A 24,408-nucleotide genomic window follows, 5' to 3' on the forward strand; every position below is an offset into this window, starting at 1 on the left:
ATTAAATATCAAGCATTTCTAGCTGCTTTTGCTCTTTTTCAAAAAATCTATTGCAATACGCGCTCAACGCCGTTGGTTTTGTAATGTTTTATTACTCCTTTTAAGGCACCAACACGCATATCGAATTCAATGTAAACAGGCACTTTATCTTTTTTTGCCAGGTAAAACCGTACGCCGTCTGATTTCTCCAACACCCGGCCTTTCCGCACGGTTGGTGTTAATACGTGGCAATCAATTTCTCCCACATCGGTTTTAATTTTCTCATCGCGCAAATACCGAATGGAAACATCTGATATTTTATCGGCATTTATGGTTGGATAAATTACGGCATCACCGGGTTGAAGATTTTCAAATGGATTTTTATGAACGAAATAGAAAAAAACCGAAATCAGGTCGAGTAAATCTTCCGGAACAGCACGCCAACCGCTACGCTGGCTGTAAATCGAATCAACATCATGGTAAAACAGTGTTTCGTTATAGCGCCGGTAACTGCCTTCTTTTACATTTCTAATGGTTTTTACTGGCAACCTTGTTTCGGCATCAACAGTGGTTTCGTATATGTCGTAAACACCATATAATTTATTGGCAAGGCCGGTAGTTTTTCCCATTACGTGGTAATGAATGGCCGGTTGCCCGTTAAATATTGTATCGTAGATAGTCATTTCTGCCTCGCCGCCTTTTACAAAACCAAACTTTAAATGAAATTTTATCGAGATTTCATTGGCATAAAGCAAGTGTGTGGCAAAAACAAAAACAGTCAGTATTACAATTACTTTCTTCATTTTAAAATTTTGTTTTTCGGAATAGTTGCTACAAAATCCTTTAAATAAAAAGGTTCGAAATAAGCAACGTTTTCAAATTCCTTTTTGTTGTACTTAATTTCTGCCAGATTTTGCATAAATCGTGCCGATGTTTTTTCCGGACCAGTAAACAACGCATTTTCGTGTTTTATTTTACCGTCGCATTTTTGGGCACCATTTCCAAAAAACAATATTTTTTTCTGCTTAAGCTGTTCAGCAAAAGAATTGTCGTCAATAATTTCAGCACTAACTTTTGTAAGTGCTTTTCCTGTTTTATCGTAAAGTGCCGTGTACACTTCCATGCGGCGTGCATCAATCATTGGGCAAAAAAGTAGCTCTTCGTTATCCGTTGAGGTATAAAAACCTGCTACATTTTCAGCCACAAAATGTCCCATTGCCTCTATAGACCCAATACCGATAAGTGGTTTATCAAGTGCATAACACAAGCCTTTTGCTACCGACACACCGATTCGGAGTCCGGTGTACGATCCGGGGCCTTTGCTAACCGCAACCGCATCTATGTTCTGAATGTCAAAGTGGTTCTCTTCAAAGAGTTCTTCAATAAAAACAGTAAGCAACTCCGAATGCTTTAAACCATCTGCACTTTCTTTTAAAAACATTGTTTTGCCATTCTCGGCCAGCGAAACCGAACAAACATCGGTTGATGTTTCGATATTTAATAGTATTGCCATTTGATTCTTTTAACAAACTTTCGCAAAAATAGTTAAAGCTGCGTAAACTTTCCGTTTAAAATTATGCCATCAAGCTGCATTTTTTTTGCTGCTTTCAAAGCATCTTCTTCGGTATGTACAATTGGCTCTCCTCCTGCATTAAACGAAGTATTAATTAGTGCTTTTATTCCGTATGTCTTATCCAAATGTGTGAGCAAATCAAAAAGAAAAGGGTTTTTTTCCCGTTTAAAGAGGGTTTGAAAGCGGGCTGTTCCGTCGGCGTGAATAGCTCCGGCTATTTCATTTTGTTTCTGGGGCAAAACGGCAAAATCAAGAAGCATATGCTCCGATAAGGCATCGATTGTTTTCTGCCCGGTAAAATATTTTACATTTTTTTCTAATGCCACCGGGGCCAACGGACGATACCATTCGCGCCCTTTTTTCTCGGTACTTAATTTTTTTGCCAGAGCTTTTGAGCCCGCAAAGGACAGAATACTTCTATTACCAAGTGCGCGGGGTCCGGTTTCGCCAAAACCATTACAAATGCCAATAAGCTTTTTATCGACCAGCTTTTTGGCCAGCAACTTTATTTCTTCCTCGCTAATGGTAGCTTCATAGTTTTCAATACCCCAATTGTTTAAGTAGGCTGTTCCGGGTTCAACCTTTCCATGCTTTTTCCACTCGACACAGGCGGCAGCTCCCAGAGCCAACCCCGAGTCTTCGGTGCAGGGCGGAATAAAAACCTGCTTAAACATACCACTGTCAATTATGCGTGTGTTGGCCACGATGTTTAATGCCGAACCTCCGGTATAGTAAAGAAAATCTGCCCCTGAGTTTTCTTTCAAGCGCTTTAAACTCTTGAGCAGCTCCAGGGTAAAAAGTTCTTGAAGTGTGGCAGCAACATCTTGCAGGAAAGGATCTTTTTGATTAAAAGACTTTAACTCCACTCCCCAATCCTTTTTTGCTGCAACTAAAAACAGCGATGTCTTTCCCCAGATATCCTGAAAAAAGTTGTTTTCTTGCAACCAGATTTTCAATTCTGGTTTATAGCTTCCCAAACCGGCATAGCCCATAAATTTACCAGGTACAGCATTCTGTTCGGCAAGCCTGGCTCCAATTATTGCAAAAACCAGGGCATTGGCATTAAACAGGGTGGAGTAAGGCTTTAATTCCCAATGGTATTCCAACCACTTTATTTGGCCATTTTGGTATACCGCAGCCGAAAAATTGGATAAGCTGGCGCCGCCATCAAAATGCACCAGTAAACTGTTTTCCCTGAAATTACCAAAGAAAGGAAGACATGAAAACATATGGGCCATTTCGTGGTTTAAAGCCCATGCTTCTTTTTCCTGTCCAAACCACCAACATCTACCTTGCTCGGGTTCGGTTGCCAACTCATTTGTGAGTGGAGCTTCAAAACGAACCTCTCCATTTTGAAGAAGAAAGGAGCGCCCCACCACATTGTCAACAAAAACAAGGTCATAGTCCTGTCCAACAAGTTTTTTCTCTTTTAAAATGCTTTTTAAATTTTTATGAAGGGTGTTATCGCGTTTTCGTCTCGAAATTCGCTCCTGTTGCACAAACCATTCAACTTTCCCCTTGCGCATAAAAGCCATGTTATGATCGTGTACATAAAACGGGTGTTCATAATCAAATCGATCCTGAATACCGTAAATGGCTAATGTAGGTTTGTTTTTATCCATTAAAAATGTTGAATGAAAACTGCATTGAAACAACAATTACCAAGAGTAAAATAAAAAGCAATTCGCTCCAAAAGCGACTTTTCATAAACACAAAAAAATTGGCTATTAAATAGGTTACCGGAATGGCTGTAATCACAAGCATTTCATGTGATGTTACCGGCATAAACACAAAACTGGCCAGGGAAAAAATAAATATCCAGAAAAAGACTGTAAAATATTTTCTGGAGCTGATTTTCTTTGTATCGTACTGCTTAAACATACCTACACTTCCGGCGATTGTTAAGAGTACGAGTGTAACAACATAAACCTGTAAAGGAATGTTGGATTGAAAATGATTAACAGGTGTTATTATGTTTTCCTGAAAAATAGCAATGGTTTCAAGAAACTGATTTTTAAGTGCCATAAAGGATAAGGCAAATATAAAAGGCAGGAAAAATCCCATCGGCATAATTACAAATTCGCGCCAACCGGCTTCGCGCCCCAATATAACAATGCCAATCATAAACGCAGGCAAAAGCACCAGAAGATTTAGATAGAACAAAGCCCCAATCCCCAGTAAAAAGCCAACATCAAACACCAATGAATAGGGCCTTTTAATTTCAAAAGCAGAAAACAACCTGTAAACGGCCAGTAGCACAAATACAGCCCCAAAATAAACCGGATGCAAGGTATGCATTGGCACAATACCACCAATAACAATAGCAAACAATAAAGCCGGCAGTTTACTCTTAATCCGAATAAACATATACCGGTCGTTTACCAATTGCATTAGGTAGGCAAGTGCAACTGCCAGCAGTATCCCGCTAACTACCTGTGCTAAATCACTATTTTTAACCAGCTGAAAAAACAAAGCAAAAAGTACATTTTCCTGTTCGCCAGGATAAAAGTCGTATGCCAAAGGTTGCTGAATGCTTTTTACCCACAGTGCCAATGAAACTATTGGCACCAGAATTAAGCTTACAGAACTGTTTGACTTCAGCCTTTTTAATATCATGCTCCTTTGCTTTTCAAGAAACTAACAACACCAAAAGTCGTGCGATTTAAATGAAAGCATCGCCAACTGCAATCGTTTTATCCGTTTAAAACTATAGTCTACAAGTCAAATCCCAGGTCCTTACGGTAGTATTTTCCTTCAAAACTGATTTTTTCGGCATTTTTATACGAGGTTGCCAAGGCATCGTTCATATCAGTTCCATAAGAACTAACTGAAATTACGCGACCTCCTGCGGTAACAACATCCGATTCATTGGCTTTTGTCCCTGCATGAAAAACAATACTGTCAGAAACCTTTTCGGTTCCGGTAATTACTTTTCCTTTTTCATAACTTCCGGGATAACCTCCTGATACCAACATCACGGTAACTGCCGTACGATCATCAAATTCTATTTCTTTTTCGTTTAAAGTACCTGTTGCGGCACCTTCAAGCAAATCAACAAAATCTGATTTTACGCGTAACATAACGGCTTCTGTTTCCGGGTCGCCCATTCTAACGTTGTATTCAATAACGTAAGGATTATTGTTTACATTAATTAAACCAAAAAAGATAAAACCACAGTAATCAATACCATCTTTTGCCAAACCTGAAACCGTTGGTGCAATAATCTGCTTTTCCACTTTCTCCATAAATTGAGCATCGGCAAAAGGTACCGGTGTTATGGCGCCCATTCCTCCGGTGTTTAAACCGGTGTCGCCTTCACCAATTCGTTTATAATCTTTTGCTTCGGGCAGAGTTTTATAGTTTTTCCCATCGGTTAGTACAAATACCGAAACTTCAACACCACTTAAAAACTCTTCGATAACTACTTTGCTGCTGGCCGCACCAAACTGGCCGTCGAGCATTTCTTTTAAAGAGTTTTGAGCTTCTTCTAACGAATCGATTATCAACACCCCTTTTCCGGCCGCCAAGCCATCGGCTTTTAGCACATAGGGGGCTGTCATGGTGGTTAAGAATTCGATTCCCTCATCGAGATTTGCTGCAGCAACCGTGCAATATTTTGCAGTAGGAATGTTGTGACGAGCCATAAAGGCTTTTGCAAAATCCTTGCTTCCTTCCAGTTCGGCACCTGCTTTTTTAGGGCCAACCACTTTTACCGAAGCTAATTCAGCATCGGCTGCAAAGAAATCGTGCAATCCTTCAACCAAAGGCACTTCCGGTCCTACCAACATCAGGTCGATGTTGTTCTTTAATACTTCAGCTTTTAATGTTTCAAAATCCGAAACATCCGCATCAATATTGGTTCCAAGCTCTGCGGTACCGGCATTTCCCGGTGCAAAAAATAGTTTCTCAACTTTGTTGCTCTGTTTTATTTTCCACCCCAAAGCATGTTCTCTGCCTCCCGAGCCTACTATTAAAATATTCATTCCTATACTGTTTTTTGTTTTTTAATTAATCTACCGGTGCTACATATTGCCATAACGTTCGAAATAGCTCTTCAGGCTGGCACCAATTTGTTCCGACAACTCATTATCACCTGCTCTTCGGGCGGCACGCTCCATTTTTTGCAGGTAAAACATATTTCGCTGAATTTCTTCTCCAATACCCATGGTTCCCAACAACTTCGGCTCTAACGAGAAATAATAATTCAGCTCATCGTTAAATGCATTGTAAGCGGTTTCAATCATTTCCAGGCCTTTATCATTGGCACCTGCCCCAATATAACTTTCAGCCAGTTCCATAGCGAAATATTCGTAAGGAACGATTGTGCTTGGAAGCAGCTCGTTACAGCGGTCGATTACTGCAATAGCCGAATCCTTTTTGCCTTCTTCAACCAAAGCCGACGCCAGACGATTAAAACTATTTCGAATATTGGTCATCATTCGCGTATTGGTTTCATCCAGGTATATTTCCGGGTCATTCATATTTCCCCAGCTAAAATTATTCATCAGGTTGTTGTACATTATTTTTGTATTTACCCTACCAAACTTAAGCTGCTGCGGGTTACTTGCCGTTTTTATAGGTACCAAACGGAAAGCAAAACCTTCTACCTGGAAATAATCACTTAGGTTCATATATTTGCTTCGTCCAACTGTAATCGACCAGTATACCGGTCGGCTCCAATCGTTGGTGGCCAGCATATCCAGTATCATCATTTCATCTTTCGATAACATATTTTTATCCGAAAGATCAATAACAATTTCGTCCACAATTTTATCGTAATCCTCAGGTGCTACCACATTATTTCTGATAACAGCCTCTTTATCTACCTTAAAATGTATTTTCTTTTTGGGTAAATAAGCAGCGTTATCGGCTTGCTGCAATTTGGTGGCCGGGTTGTCGTTTGCAATAAAATCAACAGCTTCTTTTAAGCCCACATAATCGCGTTTTATCCTTGAGTCATCGAGCAGGTAAACTGCATCGCGAGTGCCCAGTCGGTACTGATCGGGTTTTAAAGTATAAGCAATTGGTTCCGATTCGTACGCTTTGCGGCGCATTTGATTGATGTACCAATCGGTTTGCAAATAGCTGAGGTTACAAACGCGTACATCGGTACGCACGCCTTCCACCTCCTGGTTGTACCACAAGGGGAAAGTATCGTTATCGCCGTTGGTAAAAATTACGGCATTGGGCTGGCAGGTTTTCAGGTAATTGGCACCAAAATCGCGGGCTGTGTATCTTCCAGACCGGTCGTGGTCGTCCCAGTTTTGGGCTGCCATAATTCCGGGAACCAGTACTAATGTTAGCACCCCGGCAATGCCACCGGCAACCGTTTCCGGAAGGTATTTTTTTAAGGTTTCGGAAATGGTGAGTACCCCCAGTCCAATCCAAATAGCAAAGGCATAAAACGAACCGGCGTACGCATAATCGCGTTCGCGCGGTTGGTGCGGATACTGGTTTAGGTAAACCACAATGGCTAAACCGGTTAACACAAATAGCAAGAACACTACCCATAATCCTTTGCGGCCTTCTTTTCCGCGCTTATATTGAAAAATAATTCCCAGTATTCCGAGAAGAAGGGGCAAAAAGTAATAGGTATTGCGGGCTTTGTTATTGGCCAGTTTAGCAGGTAAAGTGTCCTGGTCGCCCAAACGAGCTTCATCAAGAAACTTAATACCGCTTAGCCAATTGCCATGAAAAATATTGCCATGACCCTGAATATCGTTTTGGCGCCCAACAAAGTTCCACATAAAATAGCGCCAATACATGTGATTTACCTGGTAATTAAAGAAAAAGCGCAGATTTTCTCCCATCGTTGGTTTAACAATAGTTTCCATTTCGCCGCGTTCGTTACGGTGCTGAATACGATTCCCTTTAACTCTTCCCCACTGCTGGTAATCCTGTTCATGTTGCGGATCCATTGAGCTCCACATACGTGGAAAAACTGTTGTGAATTTTTCGTCGTAGTTCGGATTAAAGCGGCTATAGGTAATTACGTATTTTCCATCGATTTGCGAATATACCGGACTACCTTCCGAAAAACGATCGCCCACTTTATACGGCGAGTTGTAGTAATGCCCGCTAAATAATGGGCGCGAACCATATTGTTCCCGGTTCAGGTAACTTAACAACGAGAATATATTATTAGGGCTGTTTTGATCCATGGGTGGTTGCGCCGACGACCGAATGATAATTACGGTAAACGACGAATAACCAATAAGAATTACGGTGATACCCAACAGAATGGTATTCCAAACCACTTTATGTTTTTTGTGGGTATAATAAATACCAAAGACCTGTGCTGCAACCACTAGCACACAGTAAAATATTACCCCTGAATGATAGGGCAGCCCCAAACCATTAACCAACATCAGCTCGAATACCGAAGCTATTTTTACAAAACCCGGAATTATGCCGTACATAACAGCACCCAGCAAAATTACCGACGCCACCAAGGCCCAGATAATCCCTTTCCGGTTAACTTCATATTTTCTGAAATAGTACACAAATACAATTGCCGGAATAGCCAACAGGTTTAACAAGTGTACCCCAATTGACAGGCCAATAACGTATGCGATAAATATTAGCCAGCGATTGGCAAAAGGCTCATCGGCCACGTCTTCCCATTTTAAAATGGCCCAGAAAACCAAAGCTGTTAACAAGGATGAACTGGCGTAAACTTCGCCCTCAACCGCCGAGAACCAGAAAGTATCGGAAAAAGTATAAGCCAGGGCACCAACCAACCCGGCAGCTACAATGGATACCGTTTGTCCCACTGAAACTTCTTCGGATTTAACCATTACTTTTCGGGCCAGGTGGGTAATTGTCCAGAACAAAAACAAAATGGTACCGGCACTAGCCAAAGCAGATAGCACATTTACCATTTTTGCTGCTCCTTCGGGGCCTGCAAACAGGGTAAAAAAGCGGCCAACAATCATAAATATCGGCGCTCCCGGTGGGTGACCCACTTCAAACTTAAAAGCAGTTGTTATAAATTCGCCACAATCCCAAAAACTTACGGTCGGCTCAATAGTCATTAAATAAACAATGGCTGCAATTAAAAAACTAACCCAGCCAAATACGTTATTAAACAATTTGTATTGCTTCATTTTCAAGTGTTTTCTGAAAGCGTATTCGTTATGAAATTTTTAATCCTTGCGAAGATAAGGCTTTTGCTGAAAACTCAGAAAACAGCACATTATAATTAAACCTTCTTAACAAGAAATGGATGCAAAATTCCCATTTTTTAGTGCGAAAGAGGCCATTTCTGAAAACAAATACTGCCTTCTGCAATTATCAGCGAGCATTTTTTTAAAAAAATAGGGTCTCCTGCATGCGGAAGAGGTCATTTCTTTAAAAACGAGGAGGCTTCCGCATGTGGAAGAATAGATATTCCGGACAATATGCCCGCTTCTAACTACAGAAGAATAAGATTTGGTAACAAAATGCCTATTTATAACTGCAAGAGCATAGAAATTTACATCTCGAACTTTTACCGGGTTTTACATTATTTCCATCACCGATTTGGCTTTGCTAATTTAATTTATACCTCAGCGTGAATGAATAGAATTTTATTTAGCTGGTCGTAATCAAAAAAAGAATAGCTCAATGCAATCCGGAATCAGGTTGAAACACCTGCCCCGGTATATATTGAACTTGCCCCGGTGGCACGGAGTAAAAAGACAGGGAAACAAGTGTTTTTTGGGCGAAAAAGGTAAAACCACTTTCGCAAAACAGAAAAACAGAACTGCCGTTGTGTTTATGCTTTCAGCATTATTCCCGAAACCATCCGCCCGGTTTCTACTCCATCGCGGCGTGCCGAGAAATACTTTTCTGATTCGGAAAAAGAACAGGTTTTAAGCACTTCAATATTATGCTCCTGCACCCCGTTTTTCAAGAGTAATTGCCGATTGGCTTCCCAAAGGTTAAAATGAAATTTGCCCGACCCGTTTTTATGCAGCGTCTTTTCGGCCTGGGGAATATTTATATGTGCAGCAGCTACCACCTCGCTGCCAACTTCGTAAGCGGCAGGACCAACTGACGGGCCTATTACCACAATGGTATTTTTGGCAGAAGCACCAAAATTTGCCACCATGCTTTCGAGTGCCTTTTCAACAATTCGGCCAACAGTGCCGCGCCATCCGGCATGCACTGCTGCAATAACCATTGCTTCAGGATCAAAAAGCAACAGCGGAACACAGTCGGCCGTTTGCACGCACAAACACAAACCCGGTTTATTGCTAACCAATGCATCAGTTTCGGCTATTTTTGTTGATGGAGCGGTGTTTATTTCAGCAACACAAGAGCTGTGAGTCTGATCGGGAAAAACCAGCTGTTTTGTTTGCAGCTGCAGCGCAAGAGCCAGTTTTTCTTTGTTTTGGGGATTGTGGCTATACCTTATATTTTTTACCGGTAAAGTATGTTTTGTTGTGGTAAAAGCCATTAGCTGTTGATATGGCTTGAAGAGCTGGTAACGAACAAACTTATCCATTCAACAATAATTTATTTAAGCCTTTTTTATCCAACAGGGTAACGGTCTTTTTCTCAATTTTAATCAGTTCATCGTTCTGCATTTCGCCCAGTACGCGTGCTAACGAGGGCCGGGTAACCCCAAACAATTCGGCAAGCTGCTGCTGTGTATTTTTAAGCTCAAACGAATGAAACTTTTCGCCGGCCTGCTGCAGTAGAAAGTGAGCCACCTTTTCTTTTATGGTTTTAAAACTTAAAAAATGCAGCTTTTGCGAAAGAAATTGAGCACGCGTTGAAATGCTGTTGAGGTAATTGCGCAGCAGGCGCGTATTTAATTGCAACAGTTTTAAAAATTCGGCAACTGGAATAGCCAGTAACTCTGCCTTTTGGTTAGCCGTTACAGTTACCGGAAACTTATTTTCTTTCCCAAATAAAAAGGCAGAAGCCAAGGGCCGCGGAGCTTCAATATCCTCAATTTTTACAGTTTTTCCCGAGTAATCAATCATTTCGCCACGCACACTTCCTGAAAGTACTACCAGCAAATTTCGCACCTCTTCACCTCCCTGCACCACCAACTCATTTTTTTCAAATTTACGCAACTGGTAATGAATTTTTGAAAACAACATCCGGCATTCTTCTTCCGGAATACCTTGAAACAAGGGACTTTTAATAATCTGAGAATAATCTGTCATATTGTAACAATTGGTACATTTTGAAAAACACTACTGCCCTACTTTTGTTGCGTAAACTTAAAGAAAAAGAACAGAAAGATGATACGTGAGATTATAAAAATAGACGAAGAATTATGCAACGGCTGCGGAGTTTGTGTACCCAACTGCCATGAAGGAGCACTTCAGATTATCGACGGCAAAGCACGGCTGGTAAGCGAATTAATGTGCGACGGGCTGGGAGCCTGCATTGGCCATTGCCCCGAAGGCGCTATTACCATTGAAGAACGCGAAGCAGATGCCTACGACGAAATTGCCACCATTTCACAAATGGTAAAACAAGGCAAAGCCACCATGTTTGCGCATTTAAAGCATTTGCAAGACCATAACGAAAGCGGCTATTTAAAACAGGCACTTGGATTTATTAAAGCAAACGCCGATGCCATGCCTTTTGAGATTAGCGAAGTTCATGCTTTGTTAAACGGCACAAACGAAGCCGGCGAAAAGCAGGCGTGTGGCACCGGTGGTGGTTGCCCGGGATCGGCACCAATGAGTTTTGATGCCGGCGGATTAAAAATGGCAGCGCCCGCAGCCGAAACACCAACGGCTCTTACCCAATGGCCGGTACAAATGCACCTGATTAACCCGGCAGCAAGTTATTTCCAGGGCGCCGATCTGTTGGTTGCTGCCGATTGTGCAGGTTTTGCTCACGGAAATTTTCATAACGATTTTATAAAGGGACGTAAAATGGTTATTGCCTGCCCAAAACTCGACAACAGCACCGATACCTACATTTATAAACTTTTACAGCTGATTGAAGAAGCCAAAGTAAACACCATTACTGTAGTAATTATGGAAGTTCCGTGTTGTGGCGGCCTATCGCACATGGTATCGCGGGCTACCCAAATGGCCTCACGCAAGGTGCCCGTAAAAGAAGTGGTAATTGGAATTAAGGGCGATGTGATTAGCGAAGAGTGGTTGTAAAACCACCCCTGCAATAAATTAAGTTATAATAAAACCAAGGCCCCAGTTCAATAAAAAAGTAATAATAATCAATAGGAGGAAATAGTATGAGTATGTTTTGTTTTCAATGTCAGGAAGCAGCCAAAGGAACCGGCTGCACTATAGCAGGCGTTTGCGGAAAAACCAGCGATGTAGCCAATTTACAAGATACCTTGTTGTATGTTTTGAAAGGTGTTTGCTGGTACAACGAAAAGTTACGAAACGTTGGAGCTAACCCTAAAAAGGTAGACAAAATTGTTTTTGATGGTTTATTCAGCACCATTACCAATGCCAATTTTGATGCTGCTGTATTTACCAAACGTATCATTAAAGCACTTCAGCTGAGAAACGAGTTGCACGTATTGAGCAAAGAAGCAGGAGTGGCTTTGCCAGAAGAATTACCAGCCATTGCAACATGGACAGGCAACACTACTGAAGAGTTTGAAGCAAAAGCTGAAGAAGTTGGCGTTTTGAGTACTGAAAACGAAGACATCCGCTCGTTGCGCGAGTTAATTATTTATGGTGTAAAAGGACTGGCAGCTTATGCTGAACACGCTTACAACCTGGGAAGCCAAAAAGATGAGGTTTTTGCTTTTATGCAACGTGCACTGGTTGCCACAACTGAAGATTTGAGTGTTGACCAACTGGTAGCACTTACCCTTGAAACCGGAAAATTCGGAGTTGATGTTATGGCATTATTGGATGCTGCCAACACGGGCTCTTACGGAAATCCGGAAGCTACAAAAGTGAATATCGGCGTACGCAACAATCCGGCAATTCTTATTTCAGGCCACGACATGAAAGACATGGAAGAGTTACTGAAACAAACCGAAGGTACCGGCGTTGATGTGTATACCCACAGCGAAATGTTGCCGGCTCACTATTATCCTGCTTTCAAAAAATACGATCACCTGGTTGGTAACTACGGAAATGCCTGGTGGAAACAAAATACGGAATTTGAAAGTTTTAACGGACCAATACTTTTTACAACAAACTGTATCGTTCCGCCAAAAGCATCGGCAACTTACACCGACCGGATTTACACAACCGGCGCATCAGGTCTTGACGGAGCCATCCACATTCCGGATCGCGAAAACGGTAAAATGAAAGACTTTAGTGCAATTATTGAGCATGCCAAAAAATGCGCGCCACCACAAGAAATTGAAACCGGAGAGATTATTGGAGGTTTTGCTCACGCTCAGGTTTTTGCGTTGGCCGACAAAATTGTTGATGCCGTAAAATCGGGTGCTATCAAAAAGTTCTTTGTAATGGCCGGTTGCGACGGACGAATGAAAAGCCGCGATTACTACACTCAATTTGCCGAGCAGTTACCACAAGACACTGTAATTCTTACAGCCGGTTGTGCAAAATACCGTTACAACAAACTGCCTTTGGGCGATATCGGCGGTATTCCGCGTGTTATTGATGCCGGACAATGTAACGACTCTTACTCGCTGGCTGTAATTGCACTAAAACTAAAAGAAGTATTCGAATTAAACGACATTAATGAATTGCCAATAGCTTATAACATTGCCTGGTACGAGCAAAAAGCAGTAATTGTACTACTTGCCCTGTTGCACCTTGGTGTAAAAAATATTCATCTTGGCCCTACACTACCGGCATTCCTTTCGCCAAACGTTGCAAATGTTTTGGTTGAGAATTTTGGAATTGGAGGCATTACTGAAGTAGAAAAAGACCTGGAAATGTTTATGAGTGTATAAAAAATAAAGACCGGGGACAGAAAACCATGGTTAAAGCTTGATCAATGGTTTATAGAGGCACCTGTTTTAGGCAGGTGTCTCTTTTTTTTCAATATAATCTTCATACAAAGGCAGGGTAAGCCAAAAAACAGCTCCCTCGCCGGGTGTACTTTCCACCCATATCTCACCACTATGCTTTTCAACAAACTCTTTGCAAAGCATAAGGCCCAAACCGCTGCCTTTTTCGCCTTTAGTTCCGGGAGTAGTTTCCTGTTTCCCCGGTTGAAAAATAAATTCCATCCTTTCCGGATCAATACCAATGCCTTCGTCCTTTATTCCCAGGGTAATATAGTTATTACTTACAGCCCCTTCTACCAAATAAATCTTTCCTCCTTGATTACTGAATTTCACCGCATTGGTAAGCAAATTCCGAAAAACCAACAACATCATATTAAAATCGATATACAAGTTGGCATTTTTAGACTCAATGCAATTGATAAGGGCAATATTTTTCTTTATAGCTAATGCTTCAATTTCCAATAATGCTGTTTCAATAAAATCGCACAACAATGCCTGTTTAGGCAAAAACTCAATAACTCCACGTTGCGATCTTGACCAATTCATCAGGTTTTCGAGTAGGGCAAAAGCACTGTCTCCGGCAGTTTTCAGATTATCAAGAATCTGATCCATCATCCGCTGGTCGAACTTCTTATACCCTTCAATTAACACATCGGTATAACCAAGAATTACATTAAACGGATTGCGAAGATCATGTGCAATTACAGCAAACAATTTATCTTTTGTTGTATTAATTTCTGCCAATTCTTTGGTACGTTGTTTTACGGCTATTTCCAGTTTTTGCTTTTGTTGCTCGAGCGATGCGATTCTTAAATGATTAACAAAGAGAAAAATACCGATAAACAAAATTAAAATGAGAAACATAAACCATAATGTTTTCCACCAGGGCGGAATAATTGTAATAGTCAATGCCACTCCTTCTTCATTCCAAACTCCATCGCTGTTGGCACCTTTTACCCTTAACACATATTTCCCGGGATCGAGATTGGTGTAAGTTACCTGCCTGCGCGTTCCACAATAGGTCCAATCTTTATCAAAATTCTCGAGCTTATAGGCGTGCTGGGTTTTTCCTATACCGGCATAGTCTAATACGCCAAAATGAAAAGTAAGCACCGATTTACTGGCCGGAATCCTTAGCTCGTCTTCTTCCGAAATTATTCGCTGTAAAGGAGAATGGAGCGTATTGGGTAAAACAGGTTTATTAAAAATTTCAAAACCGGTGAAACTTACAACCGGTGCCTGACTGTTCTTTTTAAGTTTTTCAGGATAAACAATACTGAAACCATTGATTCCGCCAAAGTATAAATGTCCGTTGCTATCGCTTAACAAACTACGCGGCCGAAATTCGTTGCTTTGCAATCCATCGTGCTTGTTGTAAATTTCAATGGTTTCGGTACTTAAGTTATAAGAACAAATACCACCTAAGGTTGAAAACCACAACAAACCATTTTCATCTTTTAAAACTCCGTTTATCGAATTATTGGGCAAGCCGTTTTTTACGGTAAATGTTTTGTTATCGCCTGTTTTCGGGTTAAAATGAACTAAGCCGGAAAGCGTTGCCGCCCATACCGATGTTTTGCTTTCAACAAACACATCGTAAACATGAGCCTTTTCAATGCCGCTAAATTGTTCTTTTTCTGCCAGTTCAGTTATTGTTTCGCTTTTAGAATTAAAAAGAAACACACCGGAATTTGTACCAATAACAAACGTTTGGTTATCGAGTTTTTTGACTGCATTGATGTAACGCACTGCCAACTTGCTGTTGCCGGGATCATACACTTTCCATATATTTTTGTAGGGCTCGAAATAAGCAAGCCCCGAACTAAATGTTGCAATAAGCAAGGCTCCGTTATCGGTTACACAAACATCAAACAGATTATTGTCGGGAATGGAAGAATTTGTTTTATCATAAACGGTATAACTGTTGTCTTCAGGACGATAGCAAACCAATCCTGACCCCCAGGTTGACATCCATATTTCTCCATTTTTGCCTTCGTCGATGGATAGAATATAATTGGTTGGCAAATCTGAGTTTTCGGTACTTATGCAACGAAAATAGCCTGTATTTTTATTTAGAATATTTATTCCACCACCATCGGTTGCCACCCAAATTAAGCTGTCGTTTTGTTGGTAAAATGCATTTACCATATTATTGGTATTGCTTAAATCGCCACCTTTAAATTTGTTAAATGCCACAATTGATCCACTATTCTTGGGTGCCAAATTAAGGCCGTTGGCAAAAGTTCCTACCCATAAATTATCCGAACGGTCGAAAAACAGGCACTCTCCTGAATATGTTTTTGTGAGAAACGGATCGGCTTTAGCAGACAGGTAATGCTTAAAGCGGTTTCTGTTTGGATTTAAACAATAAACTCCGTCGTTTTCTGCTCCAACCCAAATATTATTGCTTTTGTCCACCTCTATGCACATCAGTCGGTTAGCAGAAATGGAGTTCGAATTGCCCGGCTCATGTTTAAAATTTTGCAGGCATTCTTCCCCTTCGTCGTTTAAAGCTACCCGAAACAGGCCTTTTGTATAACTGCTTGCCCAAATAACTCCTTTCTGATCGGCAATAATATCATGAAATCTACCGGAAGAATAATCTGTCCCATCCAGGCCTTTGCCTATATGTTTTAATTCGCCGGTTTTGATATTCAAAACATCCAACCCACTTGTCGTTCCAATCCAGAGGCGATTATCGTTGGCCAAAAAAACCTTATCAATTACAGAATTACATAAACCATTCTCCTCATTATAACAAGAATAAGTATTCTGTTTTGGATTAAAACAAATAACTCCAATGGTAGAGGCAATGTAAAGCGTACCATCTTTAGCAGCCGTCACAGAACGGGCCTGAAAATTAACATTGTACAAACACGAGTTTGAATCTGACTGGTAATTATGAAAATTATCGAATTGAGGCTGGTACAAAGATAAGCCTTTCATGGTGCCCACATACAAACGATTGTCCACGTCGAAACAAATATCAAGCACCAGATTATCAGGCAAAGTGTTTACTGCATTAGCCTCGTTATCTGCTTTATAAATTTTAAATGTGTTACCGTCGAACCGGTTTAATCCGTTTCGGGTGCCAATCCAGATAAAGCCCTTAAAATCCTGGCTAATACACGTAATAGTTGAAGACGACAAACCATCTTCAGAAGTAAATTGTTTGAGTTGCAAATACCTGGGCTGAGCAGAAATAGTATTAACCGATAAAAGAATTAACACAAGCAGACCAGAAATGCTTATTTTCCCCCGTTTTACTATCATTTATACATTTTGATGTTCTCAAAATACGCTACAATTCTAATACTCAAACAAGGACTAAAGCAAATCAAAGATGGAATCATCTTGTTTTGCGTGTTTGTGTCGGTTAAACACGTGTAAACTTAAAAAATAAAAACGAAACCGCCAATTGAGTTTCAACACTTTTTTTTGCTATTAAATTAAGAACTAGGAGTTAAAGGCTAAAACTACAAAAATGTTCCCTGGTAATACTTTAGTCTCTTTCGCATTAATTAATCCATTTTTTCGTGTAATTTTAACACAAACAATTATTCATACTGCTATGAGACTTATCGCATTAATCCTCTTTATAACAGGCACAACAGGCCTTTGGGCGCAGGAAAACATCAGTGTAAAAATGATTGATCTGGCCATCGACTCCTCCATGCAAAGTGCATTTGTGGTTGAAATCCCGGAAGCATCAGCTAAAAAAGCCATTAAAATTTGGGAGGACAGACTGGTACCTAAAAATCTGCTAAGTACCTTTAAAAAGGTACCCCGAATGGAGAAAACCAACAAAGACACCTGGCAAATCGATGGAATTGTTATTGAAGAAATTTGCGCCGATTCTTTAAGTATTACTACCCGAATAACACCCCTGAAAGGCAAAATAGTTTTTGCCACTTTATATAAAACACCCAGCGGTTTTATTGGCAGTGCAAACACAAACAACGACTTAACTGAACGAACAAGAAAATTTCTGAGAAGCCACGCCATTGAAGTGTATAAAGATGCGGTTGCCGAGGAGTTAGACCAGTTGGAGAAGGAGCTTAAAAAAATGAACAACAGCTATGATGCATACAGCAAGGATAACCGCAAGCTTAAGCGAAAAACAGACGACTCGGAAAGTACCCTGGAGTTGATGACCAACACAGAAAAAAACCAAACGGGTGCAACTACATTAGAAGAATTGAAAGAAATTGAAAAGGAAAGGAAGGCTCAAAAAAAATACGCAAAAAAGATAGATAACAATTCTGCCAAACAAAAAAAATTAAGTAAAGAAATTAGGAAAAAAGAAAAAGAAATTGAAGCTGTTGAGGAGAAATTGAAAAACATTAGATAACTTAATGAGAGTTGATAAAATAACGAACTTAAGCATAAAAAACATTCACGATTCCCGGGAATCACCAACAGGAATGAAAGTAGTACAAATATTCAGCTAACTCTCCCTCCTTCTCCTGATAAAATCGGCACAAGCTCTCTCTTTGTAAAGAGAGGATGATTGGGTCGAAGGCACAATCAGGGCGAGTCAATATGTTGTGAACCAGCTATTACCATTATTTTTCAAGAGACTTTCATAAAAAAAGACATGCAAATACATGTCTTTTTTTATGCTAAGTGTATTGCTTTTTAAGCTTTTCCTGCCGAACCCAACACGTTTTCGTTTTTGTGTTTGTACAATTCTTTTAACGAATCGCGCGCTGGTCCTAAGTATTTTCTTGGATCAAACTCTGCCGGATTTTCCTTCATCGTTTTTCGAATGGCAGCTGTCATAGCCAAACGACCATCTGAATCGATATTTATTTTACATACGGCTGATGCTGCAGCTTTACGCAACTGCTCCTCAGGAATACCAACTGCCGCTTTTAAGTCGCCACCGTTTTCGTTAATAATATTTACCTGTTCCATCGGAACAGAAGAAGAGCCATGCAACACGATAGGGAATCCGGGAATACGTCTTTCAATTTCCTCAAGAATCTCAAATTTTAATGGGGGAGGAACAAGTACGCCTTCTTCATTTAAGGTACACTGCTCGGGCGTAAACTTATGTGCTCCGTGCGATGTTCCTATTGAAATAGCTAATGAATCAACGCCAGTACGTTTAACAAAATCCTCCACTTCTTCCGGACGGGTATAAGTCGACTCTTCGGCCACAACATCATCTTCAACCCCGGCTAAAACACCCAGCTCGCCTTCAACAGTTACACCGTTTGCATGCGCATACTCCACCACTTTTTTGGTTAAAGCTACGTTTTCTTCATACGGATGGTGCGAACCGTCAATCATTACTGAAGAGAATCCGCTGTCGATACAATCTTTACACAGTTCAAAAGTATCGCCATGGTCGAGGTGAAGAACAATTGGAATTTCGCAACCCAGTTCTTTTACATATTCAACAGCTCCGCGTGCCATGTTACGCAATAAAGTAGCGTTGGCATATTTACGAGCGCCGGAAGATACCTGAAGAATTACCGGAGATTTTGTTTCAACGCAAGCCTGAAGTATTGCCTGCAATTGTTCCAGGTTATTAAAGTTATAAGCAGGAATAGCATATCCGCCTTCAACTGCTTTAGCAAACAGCTCCTTACTGTTCACCAATCCTAAGTCTTTGTAACTTACTGCCATCTTATTAGTTTAATCAGTGATTTTTGTTTTTTTGCGTTGTGAAAATAAATAAAAATCAGGAAATGAATGGGTTTGGCTTGCAGCCGGTTTCTATATTTAACGTTAAACAATAAATTCTCGCAGGGTTAAATTACAGATAATTATGTCTTGTTTTAATCATCATTAACAACGAATAATTGGTTAACCTAAACTCAAATTGTAATTTTGCATCCGTATTCTATTTGAAACTAAAAGTAAAACGATTAATTATGGGAAAAATATCCGAAAACGTTAAGCCGGGAGTTGTAACCGGTGCTGACGTACAATTTATTTTTGAAGAAGCTAAAGCCCAAAAATTTGCCTTGCCGGCAGTAAATGTTGTAGGTTCTTCTTCTGTTAATGCCATTATGGAAGCTGCCAAGCTGGTGAACGCACCGGTTATTATTCAGTTTTCGAATGGTGGTGCTGCTTTTAATGCAGGTAAAGGTTTAAAACTCGACGGACAAGAAGCACAGGTATTAGGAGCTGTTGCCGGAGCAAAACACATTCACACACTTGCTGAAGCTTATGGTGTTAGAGTAATTTTACATACCGACCACGCAGCTAAAAAACTATTACCATGGATTGATGGCTTACTTGATGCCAGCGAAAAACATTTTGCCGAAACAGGTAAACCTTTGTTTAGCTCGCACATGCTTGATTTAAGCGAAGAGCCTCTTGAAGAAAATATTGAAATCAGTAAAAAATACCTGGAGCGCATGGCTAAAATGGGTATGACACTGGAAATTGAATTAGGTATTACCGGAGGAGAAGAAGATGGAGTTGACAACAGCGATGTAGATGCATCTAAACTTTATACTCAGCCAGAAGAAGTATGTTATGCTTACGAAGAGCTGAGCAAAGTATCGCCTAACTTTACCATTGCGGCTTCGTTTGGTAATGTGCATGGTGTATACAAGCCAGGTAACGTAAAACTTACTCCAAAAATCCTTGACAACTCGCAAAAGTACATTCAGGAAAAATTAAGCACCGGTGAGAAACCAGTAAATTTTGTATTCCACGGTGGTTCTGGTTCATCTCTTGAAGAAATTCGCGAAGCAATCGATTACGGTGTAATCAAAATGAATATCGACACTGATACACAATGGGCGTACTGGGATGGTGTTCGTGCTTTTGAGGCAGCCAACCGCGATTATCTGCAAGGCCAGATTGGTAACCCTGACGGGGATGATAAGCCAAACAAGAAATTTTACGATCCACGTGTTTGGGTACGTAAAGGAGAAGAAGCAATGATTGCCCGTTTGAAAAAGGCATTTGAAGATTTAAATGCTATTGACGTACAATAGAAACTTGTTTAACAAGACATAAAAACCGCTCTTTATTAGGAGCGGTTTTTTTATGCCTTATTCCACCAGTTGGCAGTAATGTTCGTAACGGCTAAATATTTGCTTCACGTAACTAACCGGCTCAATTCCCCGCACATAGCCATACTTGATAAACGGTTTATTGTAATTCTCGGGGTAACTGAGCTTTAACATCGATTCTTCTACACATTCGTCCCAACGGTAACTGTCTATACCTTCTTCTTCGGCCAGTACGCGGGCATCAATTACATGGCTGTAGCCGCAATTATAAGCAGCCATCGTAAATTTAATTCGCTGAACAGAATCGGGAATATCAATAAACCGATCCCATAACACCTGCAAAACTTTGGTTCCGCCTTCCATACTCATTTCCGGATCGGTTCGGTCTGTTACTCCATATTTTTCGGCTGTTTGTGGCATCATTTGCATCAGGCCTTTTGCTCCGGCCCACGATTCGGAAGTAGGATTAAACTTCGATTCCTGGAAAATCATGGCAGCATACAAACGCCAATCCCAACCCAACGAATCAGCGTATATTTGTATTAAATCGTCATATTCACTTATCCGGTTATGATTAATGCTGTACAACTCGCTGTTTTCACGACGCCTGAAATCACGTTCGTTTTTAAAGTACTTATTATAAATCACGTAATATTCTACACCATTTTTCATCGAATCAATCCAGTTATCCAGCTCTGTTAATAGGCTCTCTGAATTAGGCCGCACAGCCCATGCCATTCGTTGCGAGAAACTTACCGGAACACGAATATCAAGATTGGGATAATAAGAGGCATTTATACTGGCGATGTTGTTATCGGCAAAGGTGTATTTTATTTCGCCCTTAGCCACCATTTCAATAATTTTATCAGTTGAAAGATCGCCCGAAAGTGTATCAACATAAATTTCGCCACCCATCTCATCCTTAAGATTATCAATACGGTTTAGATACGATGAATTGGCCCGCACCGAAACAGTATCACCTATGAGTTCAATAGCGTCGTGAATCAAGGAACTCTGAAGCTCGCTCCACCTCATTTTTCGCCAATTATCGGGTTTTTTTTGTACCAAAACCTGGTGGGTCAAATATAAATAATCGGTAAACCGTATAAACTCTTTTCGTTTACCGGTAATGGTAAGTCCGTGTGCAATCAGGTCAACATCGCCCTGGTGCAATTTCTCATACATCACATCTAAGTTATTCGACACCTCCACTTTAAAATCAACGCCTATGTGTTTGGCAAATCGTTTCAGCAAATCATATTCGTACCCCATAGGTTGCCCGCGGTACAAAAAATAGCTGGTACTGCTGTACGTAGTTACCACGTTTAACACCCCTTCTTTCTTAATTTCCTCCAAATCGCGGTCAACAACCGCAAGATCTTTTTTACTTTTTTTATTTTGCTGTTTGTTTGAGGAGCATGAAGCTATCATAAAAAGCAGGGCGATACTTGCTATACCTAAGTATTGTTTCAGCATACATTTCACGGTTTACATTCTCAATCTTACTACCACAAGGTAAAAAAAGAAATAGAATTATGAAATTTATCATGTTTGGCAAACGATGTGGTTAACATTAGCCTGAATTTAAGTAGAATAACAAAGGTTGTTACAATTAAAAATCAGTCATTTTATTATTCAACAGTATCGTATGTTGCTGATTGTATTATATTTGCACATTCTGTACAAACCTATGACAATTTTTAAAATACATACCGCACTACTTTTTATTTGGATAACATTTGGTTATTTTCCGCCCGTTTTTGGTTTTGAATCGCCGGAAATAGATTCGTTAAAAGCCAGCCTTACAAACGAAACCAATGCCCAAAACATGGTTGATACCTACATCACCCTTTCCGATCAATACAGCTATTTTAATTCGGATAGTTCTTTAGCGTTTGCCCAAAAGGCGCTCAACCTTTCGCAAAAAATTAATTACAAATTCGGAGAAGGAACGGCGCTGTTTCTTATTAGTTACAACTACGACCAATCAGGCGATTGGTTGCCCGCAATTGCCAACCTGGAGCAAGCAATAAATATCTTTACCGAAACAAAAGATACCTTATCATTGATTTCGTGTTTTCATAACCTTGGCGTACTCTACTCTTACGGTAAAGACCAGGTTAAAGCACTTCAATACCTGATTAACGCTAAAGTACTTTGCGAAGAGAACAATGAAACTCACGTATTATCAGAGGCATACAGTAACATTGGGTGGTATTACGAGTATTTAAAAGAATATCGGAGCGCGCTGCTTTTTTATGAAAAAGCGCTGGATGTTGACATGGTAACCGGAAACATCGACAACCAATGTCTTTCGCATAATTCAATTGCCTATTCACTGTTAAAATTAAACCGGCCTGATGAAGCTTTAAACCATTTAAACCATGCACTTGAACTCTTGCCCCAAGTTGCCGACAAACAGCGGGAAATTGAGGTAATACTGGGGTTTATAATTTATTACCTCGAAATAAACGACCTGTCCTCAGCACAAACCTACATCAACAAAATTAGGCAATTGGCCAACGAGCAACAATTTACAAAACTGGCCGTTGAAATCTATTCTGTTGAAGGCAAGTATCAGCTTAAAAGAAAGAACTTCCATGCTGCCATACGTTTATTTGATAAGGCGATTGAGCAAAGCAGGGAACTTGAAAAATACGACTACATCTCTGATTATTACACTGAAAAAGGAGCAGCATACGCCGGGCTGCAACAATACAACAAAGCTTACGAAATGATTTCGAAAGCAAAAGAAGCTTACGAAATGTTAAGTCCGGATGAAATTGCAGAAGCACTTAGTAACTTTGAGCGTGATGAAATTGTTCGTGCCGAAAGAAAGAAACTGGTTTTGGAGCAAGAATTGGAATCGGCCAAAACGCAAAGCGATCAATTCAGGTTTCGTGTGAAAGCAGCTTTTGCCATTATTGTTCTTTTAATTATTCTTCTGGTACTTAGCTTTTATCTTATTCTTCGAAAAAAACATACCGATGAGCTAAAAGCCAACTACAACACCATTAACCGGCAAAAATTAATGCTCGAAAACAACCTGGTAAAACTAGCCGAAGATGAAAAGAACCTAAAAAAATTGAACGCCACCAAAGACAAATTCTTTTCGATAATTGCACATGATTTAAAAAACCCGTTTAATGTTTTAATTGGCATTTCCGATATGCTTCGGAATGAAAAAGAGGCCAAAAACACCGAAGATTTTGATGTGCTTATTGATGGCATGTACCAGGCGGCAACAAGTGGTTACCAGTTGCTCGAAAATCTTTTGGAATGGTCGAGAACACAAACCGGAGCAATAAAATTCGAACCTCAGCCATTCTTTATTCATAAAGTTTTTGAAGCCAACAAAGATCTTTTTCTTGAAGTGGCAAAATCAAAAGAATTAACCATCGATCTTTCAACAATAAAAGTGATGGTGTATGCCGATTTAGACATGGTAAATTTTGTGGTTCGAAACCTGCTGAATAATGCCATCAAATTCTCGAGAAAAAAAGGCAAAATAGCTTTGCTTGCAAGTAAAAAGGAGAACATGCTAATTGTTACGGTTAAAGACAATGGCATTGGCATGCCAGAGCAACTGATACAGAACCTGTTTAAAATTGAAAAACAGGTACAGCGCGATGGAACAGCCCATGAAAAGGGAACCGGACTTGGACTTATTATGTGTCACGAGTTTGTTAAAATAAATGGGGGCAATATTTGGGTTGAAAGCGAGGTTGACCAGGGAAGCAGTTTCCATTTCAGCCTGCCTCTCTCACTGTAATTCGTTGTAATCTGTCGGCTTCAGGGCTGATTAGTACCTGGCATCCCACAAAAATATCAGATTTCTTTGCATATTTGTAGTAAAACCATGCCTGCCCGAAGTTCAATTCACATTGGTCTTTGGAAAAAAATTACTACCTGCTGTGCGTAAATTTCCGGGCAATAACGTCTTTACTTTTATAAAGACTTTAAAC

Annotated in this window: 16 protein-coding genes; 5 read left to right on the forward strand and 11 right to left on the reverse strand. The window is 40.3% G+C overall.

Annotation, left to right across the window (positions count from 1 at the left end; translation table 11 throughout):
- Positions 1 to 47: 47 nt before the first annotated feature.
- From QZ574_RS00980 to QZ574_RS01015, 8 genes are all read right to left on the reverse strand, one after another.
- On the reverse strand, positions 48 to 782 hold the full coding sequence (locus QZ574_RS00980; RefSeq protein ID WP_297085813.1) for a DUF3108 domain-containing protein: 735 nt from the start codon (positions 780 to 782) through the stop codon (positions 48 to 50).
- Positions 779 to 1,492, reverse strand: a complete 714-nt coding sequence (tsaB, locus tag QZ574_RS00985; protein WP_297085815.1) for a tRNA (adenosine(37)-N6)-threonylcarbamoyltransferase complex dimerization subunit type 1 TsaB — start codon at positions 1,490 to 1,492, stop codon at positions 779 to 781. Before tsaB ends, QZ574_RS00980 begins: the two co-directional genes overlap by 4 nt.
- A gap of 32 nt (positions 1,493 to 1,524) precedes the next feature.
- Positions 1,525 to 3,174, reverse strand: a complete 1,650-nt coding sequence (locus tag QZ574_RS00990; RefSeq protein ID WP_297085818.1) for a carbamoyltransferase C-terminal domain-containing protein — start codon at positions 3,172 to 3,174, stop codon at positions 1,525 to 1,527.
- Positions 3,167 to 4,168: a DUF6427 family protein gene (locus tag QZ574_RS00995; RefSeq protein WP_297085820.1), complete on the reverse strand. Its 1,002-nt coding sequence runs from the start codon at positions 4,166 to 4,168 to the stop codon at positions 3,167 to 3,169. The genes QZ574_RS00990 and QZ574_RS00995 overlap by 8 nt, the downstream gene beginning before the upstream one ends.
- Before the next feature lie 98 nt (positions 4,169 to 4,266).
- Positions 4,267 to 5,535, reverse strand: a complete 1,269-nt coding sequence (gene purD, locus QZ574_RS01000; RefSeq protein WP_297085821.1) for a phosphoribosylamine--glycine ligase — start codon at positions 5,533 to 5,535, stop codon at positions 4,267 to 4,269.
- Positions 5,536 to 5,574: 39 nt separating this feature from the next.
- Positions 5,575 to 8,658 carry a DUF2723 domain-containing protein gene (locus tag QZ574_RS01005; RefSeq protein ID WP_297085824.1) on the reverse strand — a complete coding sequence of 1,028 codons (3,084 nt, stop codon included), beginning with the start codon at positions 8,656 to 8,658 and terminating at the stop codon, positions 5,575 to 5,577.
- Positions 8,659 to 9,308: 650 nt separating this feature from the next.
- A complete protein-coding gene (gene pgeF, locus QZ574_RS01010; protein WP_297085825.1) occupies positions 9,309 to 10,040 on the reverse strand; it encodes a peptidoglycan editing factor PgeF in 732 nt (243 codons plus the stop codon).
- Positions 10,033 to 10,710 carry a Crp/Fnr family transcriptional regulator gene (locus QZ574_RS01015; RefSeq protein WP_297085826.1) on the reverse strand — a complete coding sequence of 226 codons (678 nt, stop codon included), beginning with the start codon at positions 10,708 to 10,710 and terminating at the stop codon, positions 10,033 to 10,035. The genes pgeF and QZ574_RS01015 overlap by 8 nt, the downstream gene beginning before the upstream one ends.
- A gap of 78 nt (positions 10,711 to 10,788) precedes the next feature.
- Here QZ574_RS01015 and QZ574_RS01020 point away from each other — a divergent pair, with 78 nt between their 5' ends.
- Both QZ574_RS01020 and hcp read left to right on the forward strand, forming a co-directional pair.
- Entirely contained in the window at positions 10,789 to 11,670 is an 882-nt protein-coding gene (locus tag QZ574_RS01020; protein ID WP_297085828.1) for a 4Fe-4S binding protein, read from the forward strand.
- 92 nt (positions 11,671 to 11,762) lie between these two features.
- Entirely contained in the window at positions 11,763 to 13,409 is a 1,647-nt protein-coding gene (gene hcp / locus QZ574_RS01025; protein WP_297085830.1) for a hydroxylamine reductase, read from the forward strand.
- 66 nt (positions 13,410 to 13,475) lie between these two features.
- Here hcp and QZ574_RS01030 read toward each other — a convergent pair whose 3' ends face one another.
- Positions 13,476 to 16,739, reverse strand: a complete 3,264-nt coding sequence (locus QZ574_RS01030) for a sensor histidine kinase (protein WP_297085831.1) — start codon at positions 16,737 to 16,739, stop codon at positions 13,476 to 13,478.
- 298 nt (positions 16,740 to 17,037) lie between these two features.
- Here QZ574_RS01030 and QZ574_RS01035 point away from each other — a divergent pair, with 298 nt between their 5' ends.
- Positions 17,038 to 17,817: a hypothetical protein gene (locus QZ574_RS01035; protein WP_297085833.1), complete on the forward strand. Its 780-nt coding sequence runs from the start codon at positions 17,038 to 17,040 to the stop codon at positions 17,815 to 17,817.
- A 287-nt stretch (positions 17,818 to 18,104) separates the two neighbouring features.
- Here QZ574_RS01035 and QZ574_RS01040 read toward each other — a convergent pair whose 3' ends face one another.
- The gene (locus tag QZ574_RS01040; RefSeq protein ID WP_297085835.1) at positions 18,105 to 19,100 is read right to left on the reverse strand and encodes a class II fructose-bisphosphate aldolase; all 996 of its coding nucleotides are present in this window, start codon (positions 19,098 to 19,100) and stop codon (positions 18,105 to 18,107) included.
- A gap of 248 nt (positions 19,101 to 19,348) precedes the next feature.
- Between QZ574_RS01040 and fbaA the strand changes: the two genes are divergently transcribed.
- A complete protein-coding gene (gene fbaA, locus QZ574_RS01045; protein ID WP_297085838.1) occupies positions 19,349 to 20,425 on the forward strand; it encodes a class II fructose-bisphosphate aldolase in 1,077 nt (358 codons plus the stop codon).
- Positions 20,426 to 20,482: 57 nt separating this feature from the next.
- Here fbaA and QZ574_RS01050 read toward each other — a convergent pair whose 3' ends face one another.
- Positions 20,483 to 21,919, reverse strand: a complete 1,437-nt coding sequence (locus tag QZ574_RS01050; RefSeq protein ID WP_297085840.1) for a transporter substrate-binding domain-containing protein — start codon at positions 21,917 to 21,919, stop codon at positions 20,483 to 20,485.
- A gap of 214 nt (positions 21,920 to 22,133) precedes the next feature.
- On the opposite strand from QZ574_RS01050, the gene QZ574_RS01055 reads away from it, so the two are divergent.
- Complete coding sequence (locus QZ574_RS01055) at positions 22,134 to 24,215, forward strand: ATP-binding protein (RefSeq protein WP_297085842.1); 2,082 nt, start codon at positions 22,134 to 22,136, stop codon at positions 24,213 to 24,215.
- Positions 24,216 to 24,408 lie beyond the last annotated feature (193 nt).

This window comes from uncultured Draconibacterium sp. (genome assembly GCF_913063105.1).
Lineage (GTDB): Bacteria > Bacteroidota > Bacteroidia > Bacteroidales > Prolixibacteraceae > Draconibacterium.

Coding starts and splice junctions, on each gene's coding strand:
- QZ574_RS00980 (WP_297085813.1), bottom strand. CDS start 782: ATGAAGAAAGTAATTGTAATACTGACTGTTTTTGTTTTTGCCACACAC.
- tsaB (WP_297085815.1), bottom strand. CDS start 1,492: ATGGCAATACTATTAAATATCGAAACATCAACCGATGTTTGTTCGGTT.
- QZ574_RS00990 (WP_297085818.1), bottom strand. CDS start 3,174: ATGGATAAAAACAAACCTACATTAGCCATTTACGGTATTCAGGATCGA.
- QZ574_RS00995 (WP_297085820.1), bottom strand. CDS start 4,168: ATGATATTAAAAAGGCTGAAGTCAAACAGTTCTGTAAGCTTAATTCTG.
- purD (WP_297085821.1), bottom strand. CDS start 5,535: ATGAATATTTTAATAGTAGGCTCGGGAGGCAGAGAACATGCTTTGGGG.
- QZ574_RS01005 (WP_297085824.1), bottom strand. CDS start 8,658: ATGAAGCAATACAAATTGTTTAATAACGTATTTGGCTGGGTTAGTTTT.
- pgeF (WP_297085825.1), bottom strand. CDS start 10,040: ATGGATAAGTTTGTTCGTTACCAGCTCTTCAAGCCATATCAACAGCTA.
- QZ574_RS01015 (WP_297085826.1), bottom strand. CDS start 10,710: ATGACAGATTATTCTCAGATTATTAAAAGTCCCTTGTTTCAAGGTATT.
- QZ574_RS01020 (WP_297085828.1), top strand. CDS start 10,789: ATGATACGTGAGATTATAAAAATAGACGAAGAATTATGCAACGGCTGC.
- hcp (WP_297085830.1), top strand. CDS start 11,763: ATGTTTTGTTTTCAATGTCAGGAAGCAGCCAAAGGAACCGGCTGCACT.
- QZ574_RS01030 (WP_297085831.1), bottom strand. CDS start 16,739: ATGATAGTAAAACGGGGGAAAATAAGCATTTCTGGTCTGCTTGTGTTA.
- QZ574_RS01035 (WP_297085833.1), top strand. CDS start 17,038: ATGAGACTTATCGCATTAATCCTCTTTATAACAGGCACAACAGGCCTT.
- QZ574_RS01040 (WP_297085835.1), bottom strand. CDS start 19,100: ATGGCAGTAAGTTACAAAGACTTAGGATTGGTGAACAGTAAGGAGCTG.
- fbaA (WP_297085838.1), top strand. CDS start 19,349: ATGGGAAAAATATCCGAAAACGTTAAGCCGGGAGTTGTAACCGGTGCT.
- QZ574_RS01050 (WP_297085840.1), bottom strand. CDS start 21,919: ATGCTGAAACAATACTTAGGTATAGCAAGTATCGCCCTGCTTTTTATG.
- QZ574_RS01055 (WP_297085842.1), top strand. CDS start 22,134: ATGACAATTTTTAAAATACATACCGCACTACTTTTTATTTGGATAACA.